This window comes from Streptomyces sporangiiformans (assembly GCF_005768555.2).
Lineage (GTDB): Bacteria > Actinomycetota > Actinomycetes > Streptomycetales > Streptomycetaceae > Streptomyces > Streptomyces sporangiiformans.
In genome coordinates, this window is the sequence record NZ_VCHX02000178.1 from 56325 (window position 1) to 74346 (window position 18022).

The 18022-nt window shown below is 70.0% G+C and carries 13 protein-coding genes; 6 read left to right on the top strand and 7 right to left on the bottom strand.

The window, feature by feature from the left end:
- Positions 1-28 precede the first annotated feature (28 nt).
- From FGD71_RS32100 to FGD71_RS32120, 5 genes are read right to left on the bottom strand one after another with little or no spacing between them, the layout of a single operon-like run.
- Positions 29-1762, bottom strand: coding sequence for a hypothetical protein (locus FGD71_RS32100; protein WP_119104059.1), 1734 nt, complete (start codon positions 1760-1762; stop codon positions 29-31).
- On the bottom strand, positions 1759-4002 hold the full coding sequence (locus FGD71_RS32105; RefSeq protein ID WP_119104060.1) for a bifunctional glycosyltransferase/CDP-glycerol:glycerophosphate glycerophosphotransferase: 2244 nt from the start codon (positions 4000-4002) through the stop codon (positions 1759-1761). Before FGD71_RS32105 ends, FGD71_RS32100 begins: the two co-directional genes overlap by 4 nt.
- Positions 4003-4056: 54 nt before the next feature.
- The gene (locus tag FGD71_RS32110; RefSeq protein ID WP_119104061.1) at positions 4057-5868 is read right to left on the bottom strand and encodes an arabinofuranosyltransferase AftB family protein; all 1812 of its coding nucleotides are present in this window, start codon (positions 5866-5868) and stop codon (positions 4057-4059) included.
- A 24-nt stretch (positions 5869-5892) separates the two neighbouring features.
- Complete coding sequence (locus tag FGD71_RS32115) at positions 5893-8172, bottom strand: bifunctional glycosyltransferase/CDP-glycerol:glycerophosphate glycerophosphotransferase (protein WP_119104062.1); 2280 nt, start codon at positions 8170-8172, stop codon at positions 5893-5895.
- 23 nt (positions 8173-8195) lie between these two features.
- The gene (locus FGD71_RS32120; RefSeq protein WP_119104063.1) at positions 8196-10448 is read right to left on the bottom strand and encodes a bifunctional glycosyltransferase/CDP-glycerol:glycerophosphate glycerophosphotransferase; all 2253 of its coding nucleotides are present in this window, start codon (positions 10446-10448) and stop codon (positions 8196-8198) included.
- Positions 10449-10782: 334 nt separating this feature from the next.
- On the opposite strand from FGD71_RS32120, the gene FGD71_RS32125 reads away from it, so the two are divergent.
- The 3 genes from FGD71_RS32125 to FGD71_RS32135 all read left to right on the top strand — a co-directional run bounded on the left by FGD71_RS32125 (position 10783) and on the right by FGD71_RS32135 (position 12395).
- Complete coding sequence (locus FGD71_RS32125; protein WP_119104077.1) at positions 10783-11832, top strand: LLM class flavin-dependent oxidoreductase; 1050 nt, start codon at positions 10783-10785, stop codon at positions 11830-11832.
- A 75-nt stretch (positions 11833-11907) separates the two neighbouring features.
- Positions 11908-12156: a DUF6694 family lipoprotein gene (locus FGD71_RS32130; RefSeq protein WP_119104064.1), complete on the top strand. Its 249-nt coding sequence runs from the start codon at positions 11908-11910 to the stop codon at positions 12154-12156.
- The gene (locus FGD71_RS32135) at positions 12153-12395 is read left to right on the top strand and encodes a hypothetical protein (RefSeq protein ID WP_119104065.1); all 243 of its coding nucleotides are present in this window, start codon (positions 12153-12155) and stop codon (positions 12393-12395) included. Before FGD71_RS32130 ends, FGD71_RS32135 begins: the two co-directional genes overlap by 4 nt.
- Positions 12396-12506: 111 nt before the next feature.
- Here the strand turns inward: FGD71_RS32135 and FGD71_RS32140 are convergent, their stop codons facing one another.
- Positions 12507-14102: a M4 family metallopeptidase gene (locus FGD71_RS32140; protein ID WP_119104066.1), complete on the bottom strand. Its 1596-nt coding sequence runs from the start codon at positions 14100-14102 to the stop codon at positions 12507-12509.
- Positions 14103-14423: 321 nt separating this feature from the next.
- Here FGD71_RS32140 and cutA point away from each other — a divergent pair, with 321 nt between their 5' ends.
- Entirely contained in the window at positions 14424-14750 is a 327-nt protein-coding gene (gene cutA / locus FGD71_RS32145; RefSeq protein WP_119104067.1) for a divalent-cation tolerance protein CutA, read from the top strand.
- Positions 14747-15163 carry a gamma-glutamylcyclotransferase family protein gene (locus FGD71_RS32150; RefSeq protein WP_119104068.1) on the top strand — a complete coding sequence of 139 codons (417 nt, stop codon included), beginning with the start codon at positions 14747-14749 and terminating at the stop codon, positions 15161-15163. Before cutA ends, FGD71_RS32150 begins: the two co-directional genes overlap by 4 nt.
- A gap of 35 nt (positions 15164-15198) precedes the next feature.
- On the opposite strand, the gene FGD71_RS32155 is transcribed toward FGD71_RS32150, so the two are convergent.
- Positions 15199-16725 carry a COG1361 family protein gene (locus FGD71_RS32155; protein WP_240436875.1) on the bottom strand — a complete coding sequence of 509 codons (1527 nt, stop codon included), beginning with the start codon at positions 16723-16725 and terminating at the stop codon, positions 15199-15201.
- Between the two features lie 168 nt (positions 16726-16893).
- Here FGD71_RS32155 and FGD71_RS32160 point away from each other — a divergent pair, with 168 nt between their 5' ends.
- On the top strand, positions 16894-17709 hold the full coding sequence (locus tag FGD71_RS32160; protein ID WP_119104069.1) for an SAM-dependent methyltransferase: 816 nt from the start codon (positions 16894-16896) through the stop codon (positions 17707-17709).
- Positions 17710-18022: the final 313 nt, after the last annotated feature.

Here is an 18022-nt window from a genome sequence, read left to right on the forward strand (position 1 = left end):
GAGGCAAGGGGCGATGGGCGGGGACTCCTCAGCTGTCGTGTGCGGACGACCGGCCGGGTCGGAGCACCCCGCCGCAGCTGTGGTGGCCGCTCTCGTAGTCCTTGGGGACGGCGCGGTCGGCCCAGGCACGAACGGACTTCAGCCGCTCGGGATGGTCAACGGCGTCGGCCAGGACCCAGTCACCGGTGCCTTCGTTCGTACGCATCAACGGCACATATCCTTCGGCGGTCAGTCGAGGCGCCGTCATTCCGGTGCTGCGGGCCCAGTAGCCGACCGCATGGATGAAGGTGGGCCGCAGCTCGCCGAATACGTACGCCTGCAGCCCCTTGGTGTCCTGCGCGGCCAGGGCCTCGGCGATCCGCGGTTCCGTGAGACCGGCCAGGTCGTACACCCGGTGCCTGCTGGTGAGCAGAGTGCCCCCGAGGCTGGGCAGCAGGAGCGAGGCGTTCCGCATGCCGAGCCGGTCGGCGTACTCGTTGAAGATCACGCCGTCCCGGTTGACGATGTTGCACATCGGCAGCGTCGGCCTGGCACGGAACGCGGCGGCCGGCTGCCACTGTCCCACCCAGGACAGGAGCAGGGCGAGGCTCGCAGCGACCGCGGTGAGGACACGACCGCGTGGTGTTCCCCGCTCGACCAGAGCAGTCACGGTCAGGGCCACGGCCATGGTCGCCAGGACCCACACGGGAGTTGCGAACCGGTAGAGGCCCATCCAGTCCCGCTGGAGCACGCCGAAGGCACCGAGGGTCAGTGACAGCGGCACCAGGACGGCGGCCAGCGCGGCGCGCAGCGGACCACGACGGGCGAGGAGCATCGCGATCCCCGCCAGAGCCGTCAGTACGGCCGACCAGCCGGCGAAAGTGAGCAACTCGCCGATCGTCTTCGCGAACACAGCGGGCTCCGGCAGCTTCTGGGCCTTGGCCACCGCAGTGTTGGGCACAAGGCGTCCGAAGAGCGTGTAACGCCAGACGAGGAACGCGGCGTACGGCACCGTGAAGGCGGCGATACTCAGGGCGGCCGGCCGCATCCGCGATGTCAGGTTCGCCCGCCGGACCGACAGCAGAAGCAGGAGCGGGTACGCGCCCGCGAGCACCGCACCGTCCGGTCTGGTGAGCGCGGCGGCCAGCGCGAGCAGCCCGGAACTCACGGCGGGGCCGCGATCGAGCAGGGTGCCGGTGGCACACGCACGGACGAGCACCGAGGCGAGAACGGCGGCGAGTAGGGCGTACAGGGGATTCTCGAGCCCGGAGAACACCCAGGCCACGAAGGAGATGTTGGCTGCCAGCAGGACGCCGGAGAGTGCTGTCACGACCCAGGAGAAGGTGACGAGAAGCCGGGCCGCGGAGGCGATGGCGACCAGAATGCCGGCGGCGCAGAGCAGCCCGAGCAGCTTGGGATACAGCACCAGATCCGGTACGCCGAGCATGGCCCGGTGGTCGAAGAGCCCGAGCCGCCGGCCGACGACCAGCAGCGCCAGCCAGGTGGGGTTGGAGTAGCCCTCCACCGGGGGTGCTCCTGGCTGCTGGACCGGGCCGAGCCCCTCGTCGATGCTGCGGGCGTACGCGAAGGTGATGGCCGCATCGTCGACGACCCACTGGCCGAGCCGGGAGCCCTCCCATCCGATGAGAGCGGTGCCCACTGCGACGGCCGCACCGTCCGCCCACCATCGGGCACGAGGACGCGCGGCGGCCTGGGGCGCACGGTTCCGCTCGGTCTCCGTCCGCTCGGCCCGGACCGGGGGGCCGGTTGCCGTTCTGGTCATCGCGCGCTGTCCGGGAGCGAGGAGCGCACGAGGCCGTGAAGCTGCCGTGCGTCCTGCTGAGGAATCACCGACGAGGGATAGTCCCGGCCGAGCATGACCTGGGAGACCACGCGCGCGGCCGCGTGGCCGTCCTCGTACGTGCAGAACCGTCGGCGGAAGTCGGCGCGCAGAGCGGCGGAGCGCTCGTCCTGCCACGCCCCGGAGGCGAACAGATCCGTCAACGCCTCGGTAGTGGTGGAGACATGGCCCGGTGGGGCGGAGGGCAGGTCGAAGTAGGTTCCGCGGGCGGCCCGGTACACGGCCCAGTCGTCGGCATGGACGATGATCGGGCGGTTCGTGTTGGCGTAGTCGAACATCAGGGACGAGTAGTCGGTCAGCAGGGCGTCGGAGGCGAGCATCATGTCCTCGACCGAGGGCTCGTCGGTCACGTCGAGGAGCAGCCCGTGCCGCTGGAGGTCGCGCATCTGCAGGTGCCGGATCGGCGCCTGCGCGTCCCGCGGATGCAACCGGACGAGCACGGTGAACGTGGGCCCGAGCTCCCGCACGAGGTGCTCGAGGTCCAGCCGCGGCACGTACGACGTGCGATGGTCGCGCCGGACCGGGGCGTAGAGCACCACGGTGTTGCCGTCCGGGATGCCGAGCCGCTCGCGCAGGGCGGCGGTCCGCATCCTGTCGCCCCGCACGAGCACGTCGTTGCGTGGGGCGCCCGTCGGCAGTGAGGTGAAGTGACAGGGAAAGGCGCGGTCCCAGATCTGTTGCGCGTACGGGCTGGAGACCAGGCTGTAGTCCCAGCGGTCCGCGCACCGGAGCATCGTCCGCACATCGTCGTGATACGTCGCCGCCGGGTGGCCCAGTAGGTCGACGCCCATGTGCGCCAGGGGCGTTCCCCGGTGGGTGTGGACATGGATCTGCCCCGGGCGCTTCACCAGTCCGGGCGTCCAGTCGACGTTGCTGACGAAGTAGGTGCCGCGGCTCATCACCTGGTGGTAGCGCGGTGTGTCCGGGGTGACGTAGTCGATGCCCTTCGGCAGCCGTCGTACGTCGTCCGGCCCGACCACCCACACCGCGTGGATGTGCGGGGCCAGCGTCCGGGCCGCGTGATGAATGGCCGCCGGATCGCCGAGCACACCGCGGTGCGAGAAGGCCGAGTACACGGCGAGGTTCGGGTCGCGCGGGCGCCGGCGCTGGGTCCGGGCGAGGGTGCGCTTGATGGTGCCGGTGGTCGTCTTGCCCAGCTCGTGCTTCTTGCGCAGGGACACGCCCCCCAGCCGCTTCGCCAGCGCGTAGGTCTGGAACGCGGGATACACCCTGCCGGCGACCAGTCGCCACCGGGCGCGGTAGGCATCGTCCGGTGGGGTGAAACCCTCCGGCCTGTAGCGGCGGTAGAACTCCACCGTCTTGCGGTAGAAGGCGGGCCGGTCCTCGGGCAGCACGCGCTCGGTGAGCGTCATCGTCGCCAGGAAGTGGTTGATCATCCGCTCGAAGAGGAGCGGCCTCGTCGCGGCCAGCTCCGGGTGTTCGTCGAGGAACGCGAACAGCGCGGCGTACTGCGGGAAGATGTCGAAGTGGCTGCGTCCCGGAGTGCGGGTGATCGCGCCCTGCCTGCGCTGCCGGTACTCCACGCACACCCGGTCGAGACACGCGATGCGGCGGGCGCACACCAACGCCTGATAGGTGACCGGGGCGTCCTCGTAGAGACCGGGCCGGTAGGTGAATCCGTGGCCGGTGAAGAAGTCGCGGCGGTACGCCTTGTTCCACGCCACGAGGAACAGCCGCAGGTACTGGGGACTGCTCGGGATGTCGAAGGTGTCCGTGCCCGCGGAGGCGAGCAGATCGGCCGTCAGGCTCCTGCCGCTGCGGCCCCACCAGTGCATGCGCACATGGTCGAAGACGAGGACGTCGGGGTCGTCGGTCACGGTGAGCCGCTCGTCGATGGCCCGCAGTGCTCCGGGGGTATAGACGTCGTCGCTGTCCAGGAAGAGCAGATAGTCGCCGGTGGCGTGGCCGACCCCCGCGTTGCGTGCTCGGCCGAGGCCGACGTTCTCCGGCAGATGTACGGCGGTGACCCGTGGGTCGAGCGCCGCGTACTCGTCGATGATCGTGCCGCAGTTGTCGGGTGAGCAGTCGTCGACCGCGATGACCTCGAAGTCGGCGAAGGACTGCGTCAGGATCGAGTCGAGGCACTCGCGCAGGAAACCCTGCACCTTGTAGACGGGGACGATGACGCTGAAACGGGGCACGGGCTCTCCCACGGGTCCAAGGGCGTTGGTCGGGTTCGTGGTACCGGGCGTCGGTCACCTGTGGCACAGATGCCGCTCGGCCTCCAGAGGGTCGTGCGGATAGCGGAGGGCCGTCCGGTCCCAGGCGCCGGTGAGGTTCTTCCAGAAACGCCCTGGTGTCAGCGGAGCCCGTACGGATTCCTGGAGTTCGGCGAGCGGCCCGCAGGTGAGTGCCTTGCGTGCCGCGGCGACCCGTCGCTCGTCCACCCATGCGGGCAGCTTGACGCCGGGGTCCGTGTAGTCGGCGATCGTCCAGGAAACGTCGACGGGCTTCTCGTGCCCGGCACGGTGTGTGGAACTCCGGGTGCCATGAGCTCCCAGCGGATAGCCGAGGCTGAGCGGGTCGACCGCGACGCCGTCGAGGGGCACGACGACTCCGCTGTGGCCGAGAAAGTCCTCGGAGCCGGCCACCGATGCGTCACGGTCACGCGCGAGCGGGAACATCGCGAAGCGGCGGTTGTACGCGAGAGTGATGACCAACTGCGCACCCTCCCGGTCCTTCTCGGCGACGGCGTCCCGCACCAGCTGTGTGTACTTGACGGGGCGATTGCCGTGGATTTCCTGGCTGATGGGGTGCGGATGCCGGGTGGCCTGCTGGTAACCGCGGTGCGAGTCCCAGATGTTGTGCACGGGCGTCTGCAGCGGGGCACGCCACAACCCCAGGCAGGGGGCCGCCCAGAAGGCCAGGGCCGTTCCCGTGACCGCCACGGTTCTGGAGGGCGGCATGGCCCAGATGGGCAGGGCGCACAGGAGGAGCGGCAGGACGAAGAAGCGGCCGTGCATGAAGTCGCCGCCCACCTTCACCGCGTAGATCCCCAGCACGAGGCCGGCCACGACCGGGGCCGAGCAGAGCACCCAGCGGCGGTAGTGCTCGGCGGGGGCCGGGCCCCGGCGGGTGATACGGCGGAGCGCCCAGACGAGCGCGGCGAGGAGGAGCACCCCGAACGGCATCCAGAGGTGGTACGGCTCCGTGAAGTTGGCCAGGTAGTAGAGACCGCGGCCCCAGGAGCTCACTCCCGGATCCTTGGTCAGCCCCGGCAGCGGGACCAGGATTCCGTAGTAGCCGGCGCGGAAGACTTCATACGCCGCGGGCAGGGCGGCCGCGCACGCGGTGAGCGGCAGCGCCTCGCGGAGTGTGGTGCGCAGCAGCACGAAGGCCACGGCCAGGAAGATCACCGACACCACGGCGAGGTCGGGCCGCACGAGGGGACCGAGCCCGATGACGACGAGTACGGCGACTCTGAAGCGCTTCGAGGAGCTGGGGCTCGTACGGACCAGAAGACTCCACGCGCCCGCGACCCAGGCCATGCTCAGACCCGTCTCCAGCCCGGACGTCGTGTAGTCCCAGACGGGCTGCACGGGCACCACCACGAGGAGGCCCAGCGGTACGAGCGCGTGGGTGTGTCCGGGTGAGTGCAGGCGCTGTGCCGCGTGACCTGCCAGCAGAAGGCCCGCCGTGGCCAGAACCAGCCCCAGGGCCACGGCGATGACGGCGGGGTCCTGCCGGGAGACGAACCCGCACAGTGCCAGCAGCCACTGCCACAGCGTCCCGGTGGATGTCTCCGCCCGCTCCCCGACGTTGTGGACAGGGCCGTTGCCCGCGAGGATCTGGCGCACCGCACGGGTGTAGATCAGGCCGTCGTCGCCGACCCAGCGGTGCCGGAAACCGAGTACCAGCACCACCGCGGCGGGCACCGTGATGACCAGCAGGTTCCATGACCTGGGCGGGACGAGACGCGTGATGCGCCAGGCAGTGAGCGAGGACGGAGCCTGCGGCTCCGCTGCCCGTTCGGCCGGCGGCGAGGACGTGTACTTCAGAAAGGACATGCGGCAGGCCTCAGGGTGAGCGGTTCAGGTTCGCGCAGGTGCGACTCGGCGGGCGCTGGGGGCCGGGGCGCGCTCGTGCAGCGGAATGACGGGTGGCAGGTCCTCGGCCGGCTCCCCGAGCAGCACCCGGCGCACCACACGCTCCGCCGCCCGGCCGTCGTCGAATCCGCAGAACCGCTCGCGGAACGCGCTCCGCAGCTCCGCCGCCCGCTCGCCCTCCCACTCACCGTCACGGAAGATCCGCGTCAGCTCGTCCTGGGTACGGGCCACCGCGCCCGGCGGCTCGGCGAGCAGGTCGAAGTAGACGCCGCGGGTCTCCCGGTAAGCCTCCCAGTCGTCGGCGTACACGACGACGGGTCGGTCGAGGTTGGCGTAGTCGAACATGATCGACGAGTAGTCCGTGATCAGCGCGTCGGCGGCCAGGCACACCTCCTCGGCCGAGCGGTGCTCCGTCACGTCGATCAGCGCGCCGGAGCGCAGGATCCCCTCCAGGCCCGCGGACCCCTCGTAGAAGTGGTGGGCCCGCAGGAGCACCACGAACTCCTCGCCGAGCGAGGCGCAGAACGCGGCGAGGTCCAGGTGAGGGACGAAGTCCGTGCGGTAGTCGCGGTGGGTCGGCGCGTACAGCACGGCGATCCGGTCCTCGGGGATGCCGAGGCGCTTGCGGATCGCGGCCACGTCGTCCGCCGTCGAGGCGTAGAACACGTCGTTGCGCGGATAGCCGACGTCGAGACTCTCGTACGAGCCCGGGTACGCCCGCTCCCAGACCTCGGTGGAGTGGTGGTTCGAGGAGATGTTGAAGTCCCAGCGGTCCACGCGCTCGAGCAGCTTGCCGAAGTTCCCGGCCGCGGCAGCCGCCGCAGGGAACTCCACCTGGTCCAGGCCCATGCGCTTGAGCGGGGTGCCGTGCTGGGTCTGCACATGGATGGTGCCGGGTCGCTTCTTGACCGACATCGCGAAGTTGACGTTGTTGAAGGTGTACTTGGCGGTGGCCATCACCTCCCAGTAGCGGTCGCTGCCGATCACCACGCTCTCCACGTCGTCCGGCATCCGCCGCGCGTGGTCCTCGGTCACCAGGAAGACCGACTTGATGTGCGGGGCCAGGCGCCGCGCCGCCGCGTGCACGGCGGCGGGGTTGCAGGTGTAGCCGCGGCCCCAGTACGAGGAGAAGACGGCGAGGTTCTCGTCGATCGGCCGTCTGAGGAAGGCCCTGTACGGATGGCCGACCCGCTTCCGCAGCCGCCCCAGCCGCCGGAGATGCTTCATGACGGGCCGTGCCGCCCTGCGCGGCAGCTGCTTCGCTCCGCGCATGGCGCAGAACGCCGAGTACGAGCCGGAGGCCAGGAGGGTGTGCTGCAGCCCCATGCTGCCGCCGGGCCGTCGATGACCTGAGGGCCGGTGCCGGCGGTAGAGGCGGCCCGCGCGCCGGAAGTACCGTCGTCGCAGCGCCATGCCCGGCAGCCGGCACGGCGACGCCGCCGTCCTGAGCACTTCGCACACCAGCTGGTCGAAGATCCTGTCGAGGAGTTCCCGGGACGCGGTCAGTCCCGCGGTCTGCCGCATGACCAGGTCGAACTGGTCGAGCAGGTCCAGGTGGTGGGGGCCCCGAAGGTGGTTCCGGCTGCCCTGACGGCGCAGCAGATGGCGTACGCAGATCCGGTCGAGCACGGCGATCCGGTCCGCCCGCAGCGCGGCCAGCACGCTCCACGCCATGTCGGTGAACATGCCGGGCGAGAAGACCATGTCGTGCCGTTCCAGGAAGGCGCGCTGGTAGGCGCCGCTCCAAGCGGGCACCAGTACATCGGGCAGCGCGGGATGCTGCTCAAGAAGGAAGGCGCCGGCCGGTGCGTCCTTCCACAGCCGCCGAAGCGCCGCCCCCTGGCCGCCGTGGAACCAGTGCACGCGCTCATGGTCGAAGAGCAGCAGATCCGGCTCGCCGGTCTCGGTGAGCCGGGCGTCGAGGACCTCCAGTGCGCCGGGTGCCAGGGTGTCGTCGCCGTCGAGGAAGAGCAGGAACTCGCCTTCGGCGACGGCCATTCCTGCATTGCGTGCGGCCGGCAGGCCCCGCGCGCACCCGGCCGCGCCCGGGGGGACGGTGCCCCCGTCGACCGGCGCGCGCACCACCTTGACCCGCGGATCGCGTTCCTCGTGTGCGGCCACGATCGAGGCGCACAGGCCCTCCGGGGCGCTGACGACGGCGATCAGCTCGACATCGGTGAAGCTCTGGCCGAGCACCGAGTCGAGACAGTCGGCCAGCCGCCCATGGACCTCGTGGGCAGGAACGACAACGCTGAAGCGAGGCAAAGCTCTCTCCCTTGGTGGGGCGTTCAAGCGGCGCTGGTGGGCAGAGTCGCGACGACCTCCGGCTCCTGCCGCGGGCCGGGTGTCGCGGGAGCCGCCGCCGGCTGCCGCTCCTCCAACGGCACGACGGACGGCAGGCCCCCCTTCTCGCCGAGGAGGACATGCCGTACGACCCGCTCGGCGGCGCGCCCGTCGTCGTACGGGCAGAAGCGTTCGCGGAACGCGGCCCGCCGCTCGGCGGAGCGCGGGCCGCACCACTCACCGGTCGTGAAGATGTCGATCAGCTCGTCCTCGCCGGTGGCGACGGCGCCGGGAGCGAAGCTGCGGACGTCGAAGTAGGTGCCGCGGGATGCCTCGTAGGCCTCCCAGTCGTCGGCGTACACGACGATCGGGCGGTCCAGGTTCGCGTAGTCGAACATCAGTGAGGAGTAGTCCGTGACCAGCGCGTCGCTCGCCAGACAGAGGAACTCGACGCTGGGGTGGTCCGAGACGTCGATCAGCCGGGACGAACCCTCGTCCGCGAGGGCGGAGTCGTAGAAGTGGTGGGCACGGGTCAGCACCGTGAAGTTCGGGCCGAGCGCGCGCAGCATGCGCTCGAGGTCGAGGGAGTGGCGCTGGGTACGGCGGTAGTCCCGGTGCGTGGGGGCGTACAGGATCACGACCGAATCGGGGGGGATGCCCAGGGTTTCACGCAGCCGGGCCACGTCCTTGGCGGTCGCGCGATGGTAGATGTCGTTGCGCGGGTAGCCGTACTCCAGCGTCGTGTACGCGGCGGGGTAGACCCGTTCCCAGACGAGCGTGGAGTGGCGGTTCGCGGACAGGACGTAGTCCCACTTGTCGCAGTTGGCGAGCATGCGCGGAACGTCGGTGTCGCCGACCGCCGCCGGCCGGTCGAGCAGATCGAGGCCCATGCGTTTGAGTGGGGTGCCGTGCTGGGTCTGCACGAACACCTGGCCCCGGCGCTTGACCAGTCTGCGGTCGAAGTTGACGTTGTTGACCAGGTACTTGGAGCGGGCCAGCGCCGTCCAGTAGGCGGCCGTGCCGGGCGTGAGGCGACGGGTGCCCGGCGGGACCGTGTGATGGTGCGTCCGGTGGGCGATCCAGGCGGTGCGGATTCCCGGCGCCAGCTCCCGGGCCTTCTTCTCGATCGCCGCCGGGCTGCAGCCGTAGCCGCGGCCCCAGTAGGCGGAGAACACGGCGTCCTGCGCACGCAGCGGAAGGAGCCGCTGGACGCGGTAGTGCATTTGGAGCGCGGCTCCCCTGATGGCGTGGAGCGCGGCGCCGGTGAGGCGGCGGACGCGTCGCTGGAGGCTCCCGGCCAAGGCCAGGGCGCGGTAGGTACGGTGCGCGCCCATGCGGACCAGGGCGTGCCGGATCCTGGTGCGCGCGCGGGGTGCGGCGCCGGGGGAGCGGTAGCGGTGGCAGTAGGCGCGGGCCTGGCGCAGAAACGCGGCACGGCTGCCACGCGGCAGCCGGTCGCGCGCCATGAACACCGTGCTGAAGTGGTCGATCATCCGGCGGAAGACGAAGGGCCGCCAGCGCGCCAGTTCGGGGTGGGCGTCCAGATAGGTGAAGACCCGGTCGTACTGCCCGAAGATCTCGAAGTGCCTGCGCCCGGGGGAGCAGGTGATCGCACCCCGTCGGCGCTTGCGGTAGCTCACGCAGACACGGTCGAGCACCGCGATCGACTCCGCGGTCACCAGTACCGGATAGGTCCAGGAGACGTCCTCGTAGTAGCCGGGCGCGAAGGTGAAGCCCACACGCTGCAGGAACTCACGGCGGTATGCCTTGTTCCAGGCGACGTGCAGGACCCTCAACAGATCCGGCCGGTCCTCCAGGGTGAATGCCGCGGGACCGTTCTCGGCGAGGTGGGCCGCGAAACGGTTGGGGGTCGTCCTTCCGGTCCAGTCCGTCCGTACGTGGCTGTAGACCAGGACGTCGGGACTGTCCGTGTTCTTGAGCCGCTCCGAGATGGCGTGCAGTGCGTCGGGGGTGAGCGAGTCGTCACTGTCGAGGAAGATCACGTACTCGCCGGTGGCGCGTTCGAGGCCCGCGTTGCGGGCCGGGCCGAGGCCTACGTTCCGCGTCAGATGAACGGCGTGCACCCGCTGATCGCGAGCGGCGAACTCGTCGATGATCCTTCCGCTGCCGTCCGGTGAGCAGTCGTCGATTGCGATCAGTTCGAGATCCGTGCAGGACTGCTCCAGCACGGATTCAAGGCATTCGTGCAGATATGCCTGCACCTTGTATGCGGGGACAATCACGCTGAACCGTGGCAATGCGCATCCAGGGGTCGTCAACGGCATGTTGACCCGGAAACGATCAATGCACTTACTGGTTACGCGGTATGTGGCATACGAGGGATATCGGTGGACGGAAGTGGACGGAAAGGGCCGGGAAGGGACAGGGCCATACGGGTCAGGACGAGGCGGGTCCCGGGCCCCGGTGCCCGCGCCGTGCGACCGTTCACAGCGTGCGGTGTCGGCCCCAAAAGGACAGCAACACGCCTGAAAAAGCTGGACAGTTGAGCGCCGCGGTCCACATGCTCGTACGGGACAGGAGCACTGCTCATATGTGCCTCGGACCGTCTTCGTCATGCGAAAGGTGTCACCCGTGAAGTTCAGCTACGCCATGCTGCCCGATTACCCCCTAACGGAGTCACTGGCGTCCATCCGGCTGGCCGACGAACTCGGCTTCCACGCCTGCTACGCCGCCGATGAGACCTGGCACAAGGACTTGTGGCTCCTCTTCGCGGCGGCCGCCGGCCAGACCAGCCGGATCCGTATGGGCCCGAGCGTCTCCCCGGTGACGCTGCGTGAGCCGACTCTGATCGCCCAGTCCCTGGCCACGCTCGACGAACTGTCCGGCGGACGCGCGGAGGGTGTGCTGTCCAGCGGCAACTTCGGGCTGCTGGCCCAGTACAAAATCGACTGGGCGCGTACGCGGCCGCTGTCCCGGGTCAAGGAGGCGCTGCATGTGGCGCGTACCCTGCTGGACGAGGGGGCCATCTCTTACGACGGCGAGTTCTACTCGTACGACGGGCTGTTCACCTTCGCCCGGCCGGTCCAGAGCCGGGTGCCGCTGATGCTCGGGGCGATGCGCGGGCCGAAGTCCTTCGAGGCGGCCGGCGAGCTGTCCGACGGATGTCACCATGCGCTGAGCTACACGCGCGAGGCCTACGAATACGCGGTGCGGCACATCCAGATCGGAGCCGAGCGTGCGGGCAAGGACTGGCGGACCCTGGACATCGGGGCGTGGGTCGTCTTCGCGACCGGACCCGACTCCGCGGCCGCCAAGGACGCGGCGCGCAGCATGGTCGGCATCTACGCCTCCTCGATGCCCGAGGAGCAACTGCTCCGCAACGGCGTGGACCCCCGCGAACTCAAGCCGATCATCGACGCCATCGCCGCCGGTGATCTGGCCCGGGGCATCGAGCTGACGACGCCGGACATAGCTGAGCGCCTCTCCATAGCGGGCACGCCCGAGGAGTGCCGGGAGAAGATCCAGCGGGAGATCGCTCCCGCCGGCGTGAACCATATGATCTGCGCCATCACCGACCGCTCTCTCGTCAAGGCCTTCACCGGCCGCGACCTTCCGGGCGTGGCCGACGTGAACACACAGCTCCGCCTGATCCATGACGGGATCATGCCGGCGTTCGCGTGAACTCTTATTGGGCTCGGTTCGCCTCCGGGGCGCTGGAGCCGAGTCTGAACACCGTCCCTTGAGGAGGCACGACGCATGGCCGAACCGCTCAAGACCTTCGTGGGCGGCGCCGAGGTCGAGGTGCCCAACAGCATCCCCGAGATCCGCGCCGCCCTCCCGGAGGAACGACGCGAGGAGTTCGACCGGGCCATCAACGCGGCCGGGGTGCACGACATCCACGCCGTCATGCGGCACTGGATGATGGAAGCCGTGCCCGACCCGGAGGCCGAGGCCCTGCTGGAGCGGCTCGCCGCGGACGAGGCCGAGAGGCGGGGGGTCGCTTGAGCCACCGCATCAGTTACGCGCCGCCCGCCGACGACACCCTGGCCAAGATGTGGAACGACGAGGCGTTCAGAGAGGCGATGGCACAGACGGTCGGCCGCGATCCGTACGGGCACGGTTCGACCGCCGTCCGGGGTGAGCGCGACCGCCGTGAGGCGACCGTCGTCGGCGCCATCGTGCTGTACTACGTCTCCGGTTCCGTGCTGACCGTGACCGTGGTCCGGCTCATTCCCGGGCTGTGAGGGAGGGGCGGATACGGGACGGCCGCCCCGGACGCGAGCAAGTCCGGGGCGGCCGCACCAAGAAGAAGAACGAAGAGGAAGCGAACGAGAGACCTGAAGGAACAGCGCAGGTCAGTTCACGGACACGGCGCTCCATGCCGCCGCCACCGCGTCGTACTCCGTGCTCCCCGCCCCGTACAGGTCCTTCGCCGCGTTGAGCGTGGCCGTGCGGGCGCCCGCGTACGTCGTCGAGGACGTCATGTAGACGGTCAGGGCGCGGTACCAGATGGCGCCCAGCTTGTCCTTGCCGATCCCCGTCACCGTCGCGCCGTTGCAGGTGGTGCTGTTGTGCTGGACGCCGCCGATGCTCTTGGGGCCGCTGCCTTCCGCGAGGAGGTAGGCGAAGTGGTTCGCGACGCCGGACGAGTAGTGCACGTCCATGGTCCCGACCAACGAGTTCCAGCAGTCCACCGACTTGCCGTCCTTGGAGGGCTGGTCCATGTAGCGGAGGGCGGAGCGGCCGAAGCCGGGCTTCACGATCTTCTCGCCGATCAGCCAGTCGCCGGGATCGGAGGAGTTGCCGGCGTAGAACTCGACCAGCGTGCCGAAGATGTCGGACGTCGCCTCGTTGAGGCCGCCCGGCTCGCGCGAATACGTCAGGGCGGCCGTCTTGGACGTCACGCCGTGCGACATCTCGTGGCCCGCCACGTCCAGCGACACCAGCGGGCCGAAGGTCGTGCCGTCACCGTCGCCGTACGTCATGCAGAAGCAACTGTCGTCCCAGAAGGCGTTGTTGTACTTGCTGCCGTAGTGCACGCGGTTGTACGAGCCCTTGCCGTCGCCGGCGATGCCGAGGCGGCCGTGGACCTTCTCGTAGTAGTCCCAGGTGGTGTCGGTGCCGTACTGCGCGTCGACCGCGGCCGTGGCGCGGTCCGAAGCCGACCCGCTGCCCCAGTGGTTGTCGGCGTCCGTGAAGACGGTGGCGGGGGCGCGGTTCAGGCAGACGACGAGGACACAGCGGTCCGTCTTGTTCTGGGCGTCACCGGTGTAGGTGTTGCCGCGGGTGGGGTCGGTGAGCTCGTACGCCGATCCGGTGGGCGTCGTCTCCAGCGGGACCTTGCCGCTGTAGAGGGACTGGCCGTCGCCGGTGGCCGTCTCGATGCTGTCCCAGGCGTCGATCTGCCGGCCGGTGACGGCGTCGGTGAGGAGGACGCGGGCGACCGGGTTCCCGAGCGAGTCCTGGCCGGCGGCCTCGGTACGCCAGGCCAGCTTGGGGGAGCCGTGGAGGGCGTCGACCACCAGCTGGGGCTTGGCGGTGACCTTGCGGAGCGTCTCGCCGAGGTTCGCGGTGCGCAGCGCGGCGGCGGCCAGGTCGGCGGCCTTCGGGGCGGGGAGGTCCGGCTCGACGGACGGCACGGAGAGGTCGGCGGAGGTGGCACGGTTCGCGCCTCGGTAGGCGCCGTCGGGGGACAGATGGACTATGAAGTCGCCGCCGAGGACGGGGAGTTGACGGAACGTACGGTCGTAGCGCACATGCTGGCCGCCGTCCGCGTCGACGATCACGTCACGGACCTTGGTCTCCTGCGCGGAGGTGAGACCCAGGCGAGCGGCCTGGTCCAGCAGCGCCGACGTCGCGTTGTCGATGGCGGTGCTCCTGGTCGGCCTGTCGGCCGTCACCGCGGGCGGGGCCACTGCGCCCGCCAGCAGGGTGATGGCCGCCGCGGACATGCCGACGGTGGCGAGGTGCGAGCGTCGGAAACCTCCGGTACCGCGGAGACTTCCGGTGCCTCGGAAGCCCCCGGTACCTCGGATGCCTGGAACTTGCTGCCGTATCCGAATCCGACTCATTGATCTCCTCGGGACGACGCGCGGAACGCGTGGGGGAGCGGGTGGGGGGCATGCGTGGGGCGTGGGGGTGGCATGCCTGGTGAGGGGGGCGGCGTCCGCTCAGTTCTAGGGGGCCATGACATGTCATGTCCATAGCGGTTACCGGTGGGTTATGTGAGGGGTGAGAATCGTTTCTGCAAAGGCCTGGAAAGGAGATCGATCATGACCGTGGCCGACTGGCTCACCGTCCTGACCACGACTGACGCCCCGGAGAAGGCGGAGGCACTCGCGCGCGGCGCGGTCGCGGCGCGTGTTGCCGCCTGTGCGCAGATCTCCGGGCCGGTCGTGTCCGTCTACCGCTGGAAGGGGGAGATCGAGACCGCGTCCGAATGGCAGGTGTCGTTCAAGACGACGGGGACGCGGTACGCGGAGCTGGAGACGTATCTGCGCCGGGAGCACGACTACGAGACACCCGAGATCATCGCCACGCCGGTGGACCGGGGGAGCCGGGAGTATCTGGAGTGGCTGGAGCGGGAGACGGCAGGGTGAGGCGGTTGCCCTTCTTCGTGTACGGCACCCTGCGTCCAGGCGAGCACAACCACGACCTCTTCCTGCTCGGCCGCACCGAGTCCGAGGTGCCGGGGCGGCTCTCGGGCGCGGTGCTGTACGAGGGGCCCGGCTATCCGTACGCCGTCGAGGAGCCCGGTGGTGTGGTGTGCGGGGAGCTGGTCACCGCCGTGCCGGAGCAGTACGGCCCACTCCTCGCCGCCCTCGACCGATTGGAGGACTACGCGGCGGGCGATCCCGGCAACGTCTACGAGCGCGTGGCCCGGGACGTGGCCCGCCCGGACGGCACCCGCGTCCACGCCTGGGTGTACGTGGCCGCGCCCGCCGTCGCCGCGCGTCTGCGGGCGCGCGGCAAGCTGATCGAGGGCGGGGACTGGCGGCTGCGGGGCGTCTGAGGGCGACTTGACCCCGACGGGGCGTACACCTCCGGCTAGCCGCCGCTCCCGCGCCGTCGGCGGATCACGAGAAGCGCCGCGCCCGCCACCGACACCGCTCCGGCGCAGGAGACCCAGACCATGGGGCCCGGGCCCGAGCCGTCCGCCGGAGGTGCGGCCGAGGCGGTGTCAGGTGCGGAGCCGGTCGCCCGCAGCTGAACGGGCGCCTTGTCGTTGCCGGACTTCGGGTCCTTGGCCGGTGTGTTGTCCGCATGCTTGTAGGGCGCCATGGACACGGCCACGCTTCCCGGGCGGTCGTCCTTGTCCACGATGCGCAGCGTGAACTCGAAGAAGTTGTCCTTGCCGACCTGGCCGTGCCGGGTGCAGGCGTAGTGGCGCCCGCCGTCCTTCGTCAGGCACTCCTGGTCGAACATCTCCTCTTCCAGCTCCGGGTCGTACGGTGCCTTCACCACTTTCGCCCCGGGCGGGACGGTGAACACGGCGCGGACGTCCGCGGTGTGCGGTTCGGCGGGACCGTTGTTGCGGAAGCCGATACGGATGCGATGTTCGGTGCCCACATCTCCGCGTACCCAGGCTCCGAAGGCCTGGAGGTCGGCAGTGTTGCGGACCGGCACCTCCATGTCCGCGAGCTCGTCCAGCGTCGTGGTGAAGGTCGCCCCGGCACCGTTGCCCGGGTCTTCGGTGAGAGTGAGAGGTGGCGCCGTGCCCCGTGTGCTCCCGCCGGGCGGCAGACCGCGGTACAACCCGGCGCGGTAGGCCCAGGCACCGTAGGTGAGCCGGGCGTCGAGCGCGTCGCCGCCCGTCTTCAGGCGCTGGGTGGGGGAGACCCGGACCGTCTTGCCCGGGGCGATCTCGGCGTCGGGAAGCCGGCACAGGGCGACGCTGCCGCCGTCGGCGTAACGGCAGTTGGAGTGCCGGACCGTCGGGGCCAGATCTCCGTTTCCCTCCAGATAGACCTCGACACCGCGGGCCGGGACATCGCCGATGTTGCGGATCAGGATCGGCGCGTCGAAAACCTCACCCACGGCCTTCGGCCCGACGCGGCCGGCCGTGTTCACCCGCAGCTCCGGCCGTCCGGCGATCACGGTCAGACTGCCCTTGACGGTGGGCAGGCCCGGCGTCTCGAGGGTGTACCGCAGCACACCCGAGTCGCCGGGGCGGGCGCCGGGCGCGGGCTTGACCCTGAGCTCCTGCCGCGAGTTGAGCCGTGTCGAGCAGACGAAGACCGGCTTGCGCGGCTTGCAGCCGTCGGCTCCCGCCGGGATGGTCGCGACCCCCTCGATTCCCGTGACGTCGACGGTCAGTCGGGCCGGCTGTTCCGGGCCGTCATGGTCGAAGGCCAACGAGAGCACATCGGAACTGGGCCGTGCGGTCTTCGGATGGAGCGACGCGTAGAAGTACTCCGGGCTGACATCGCGTGGCCCGCGCTCCGCCGCCGCGGCGGCCCCGCCCGGGCCCGGGACTCCGGCCGCCGCGCCCGCCGCGAGGACGAGCGCACAGAACACTCGCAGCGGCGCACGCCACACACAGAGGTAGCGGTGTCTGCCCCGTATGACGGCCATACGCGGATTCTGCCGCATCCCGGACGCGGCGAAAATCGGCCACTCGCAAACCCGTGATCGCCGGCGGGTGCCTTCCTGATTCGACCGCAAGCACCGGCGGATCGAGTGCCGGTGACCCTACGTTGTAGGCCTGAGGCAAACCATGGTTCCGCACAAGGAGGCTGTCCGGTGACGCAGGACTCGTCCGGCCCTGACACGGTGGCGTTAGCGAAGATCGACTCGGCGGTGCCGCATTCGGCCCGGATCTGGAACTACTGGCTGGGGGGCAAGGACAACTACCCGGTCGACGAGGCGGCGGGCGAGGCGTTCCGCGAAGTCTTCCCCGGCATCACCGATCTCGCCCGCGGCTCGCGGGCCTTCCTCGGCCGTGCCGTGCGCCACCTGGCCGGTGAGGCCGGGGTTCGCCAGTTCCTCGACATCGGTACGGGGCTGCCGACGGCGGACAACACCCATGAGATCGCCCAGCGGATGGCTCCCGACGCCCGCATCGTGTACGTGGACAACGACCCTCTGGTCCTGGCCCATGCCAAGGCGTTGCTCACCGGCACCCGCGAGGGGGTGACCGACTACGTCGACGCGGATCTGCACGATCCGGGCACCGTGCTGCGTGAAGCGGCCAGGACGCTGGACTTCACACAGCCGGTCGCGCTCACGCTGATGCAGGTCAGTGGGCACATCGCGGACTACGACGAGGCGCGGGCCATCGTCTCTGCGCTGATGGGGGCGCTGCCCTCCGGGAGCTACTTCGCGTTCAACGACAGCGTGGACACCAACAAGGCCAACGTCGAAGCCACGCGGCTCTACAACGAGAGCGGGGCGGCTCCGTACTACTTGCGCAGCCCGCAGCAACTCGTCGGCTTCTTTGACGGCCTGGAGTTGCTGGAGCCCGGCGTCGTCCCCATCGCCGACTGGCGCCCCGATCCCGCGACTGCCGACACCCCGACCGAAGTAATCGCCATGGGCGGCGTGGCCCGTAAGCCGTAGGGCGGTGCCGGGAGTGCTGCGGGTGGGTAGGGGGCGGTTTTTTCTTCCCCAACCCCACCCCTTCCCGAAACAGGGGGCTGCGCCCCCAGGCCCCCCATCGCTCGCACTTCGGCTGCGGGCCGGCCGTGGCTGGTCGCGCAGTTCCCCGCGCCCCTGACGGGCGCGTCCCGCTCAGGCTCAGTTCCCCAGTGGCCCCTGGAGGGGCGCACCCCCACGCTCCCGCAGTTGGCCACCGGCGGGAGGGGTCGTGTGCCGGTGCGTCATCGCCCGTCGCGTAGGGCTTGTCTCAGGAAACCCGCACGCTGTACCAACA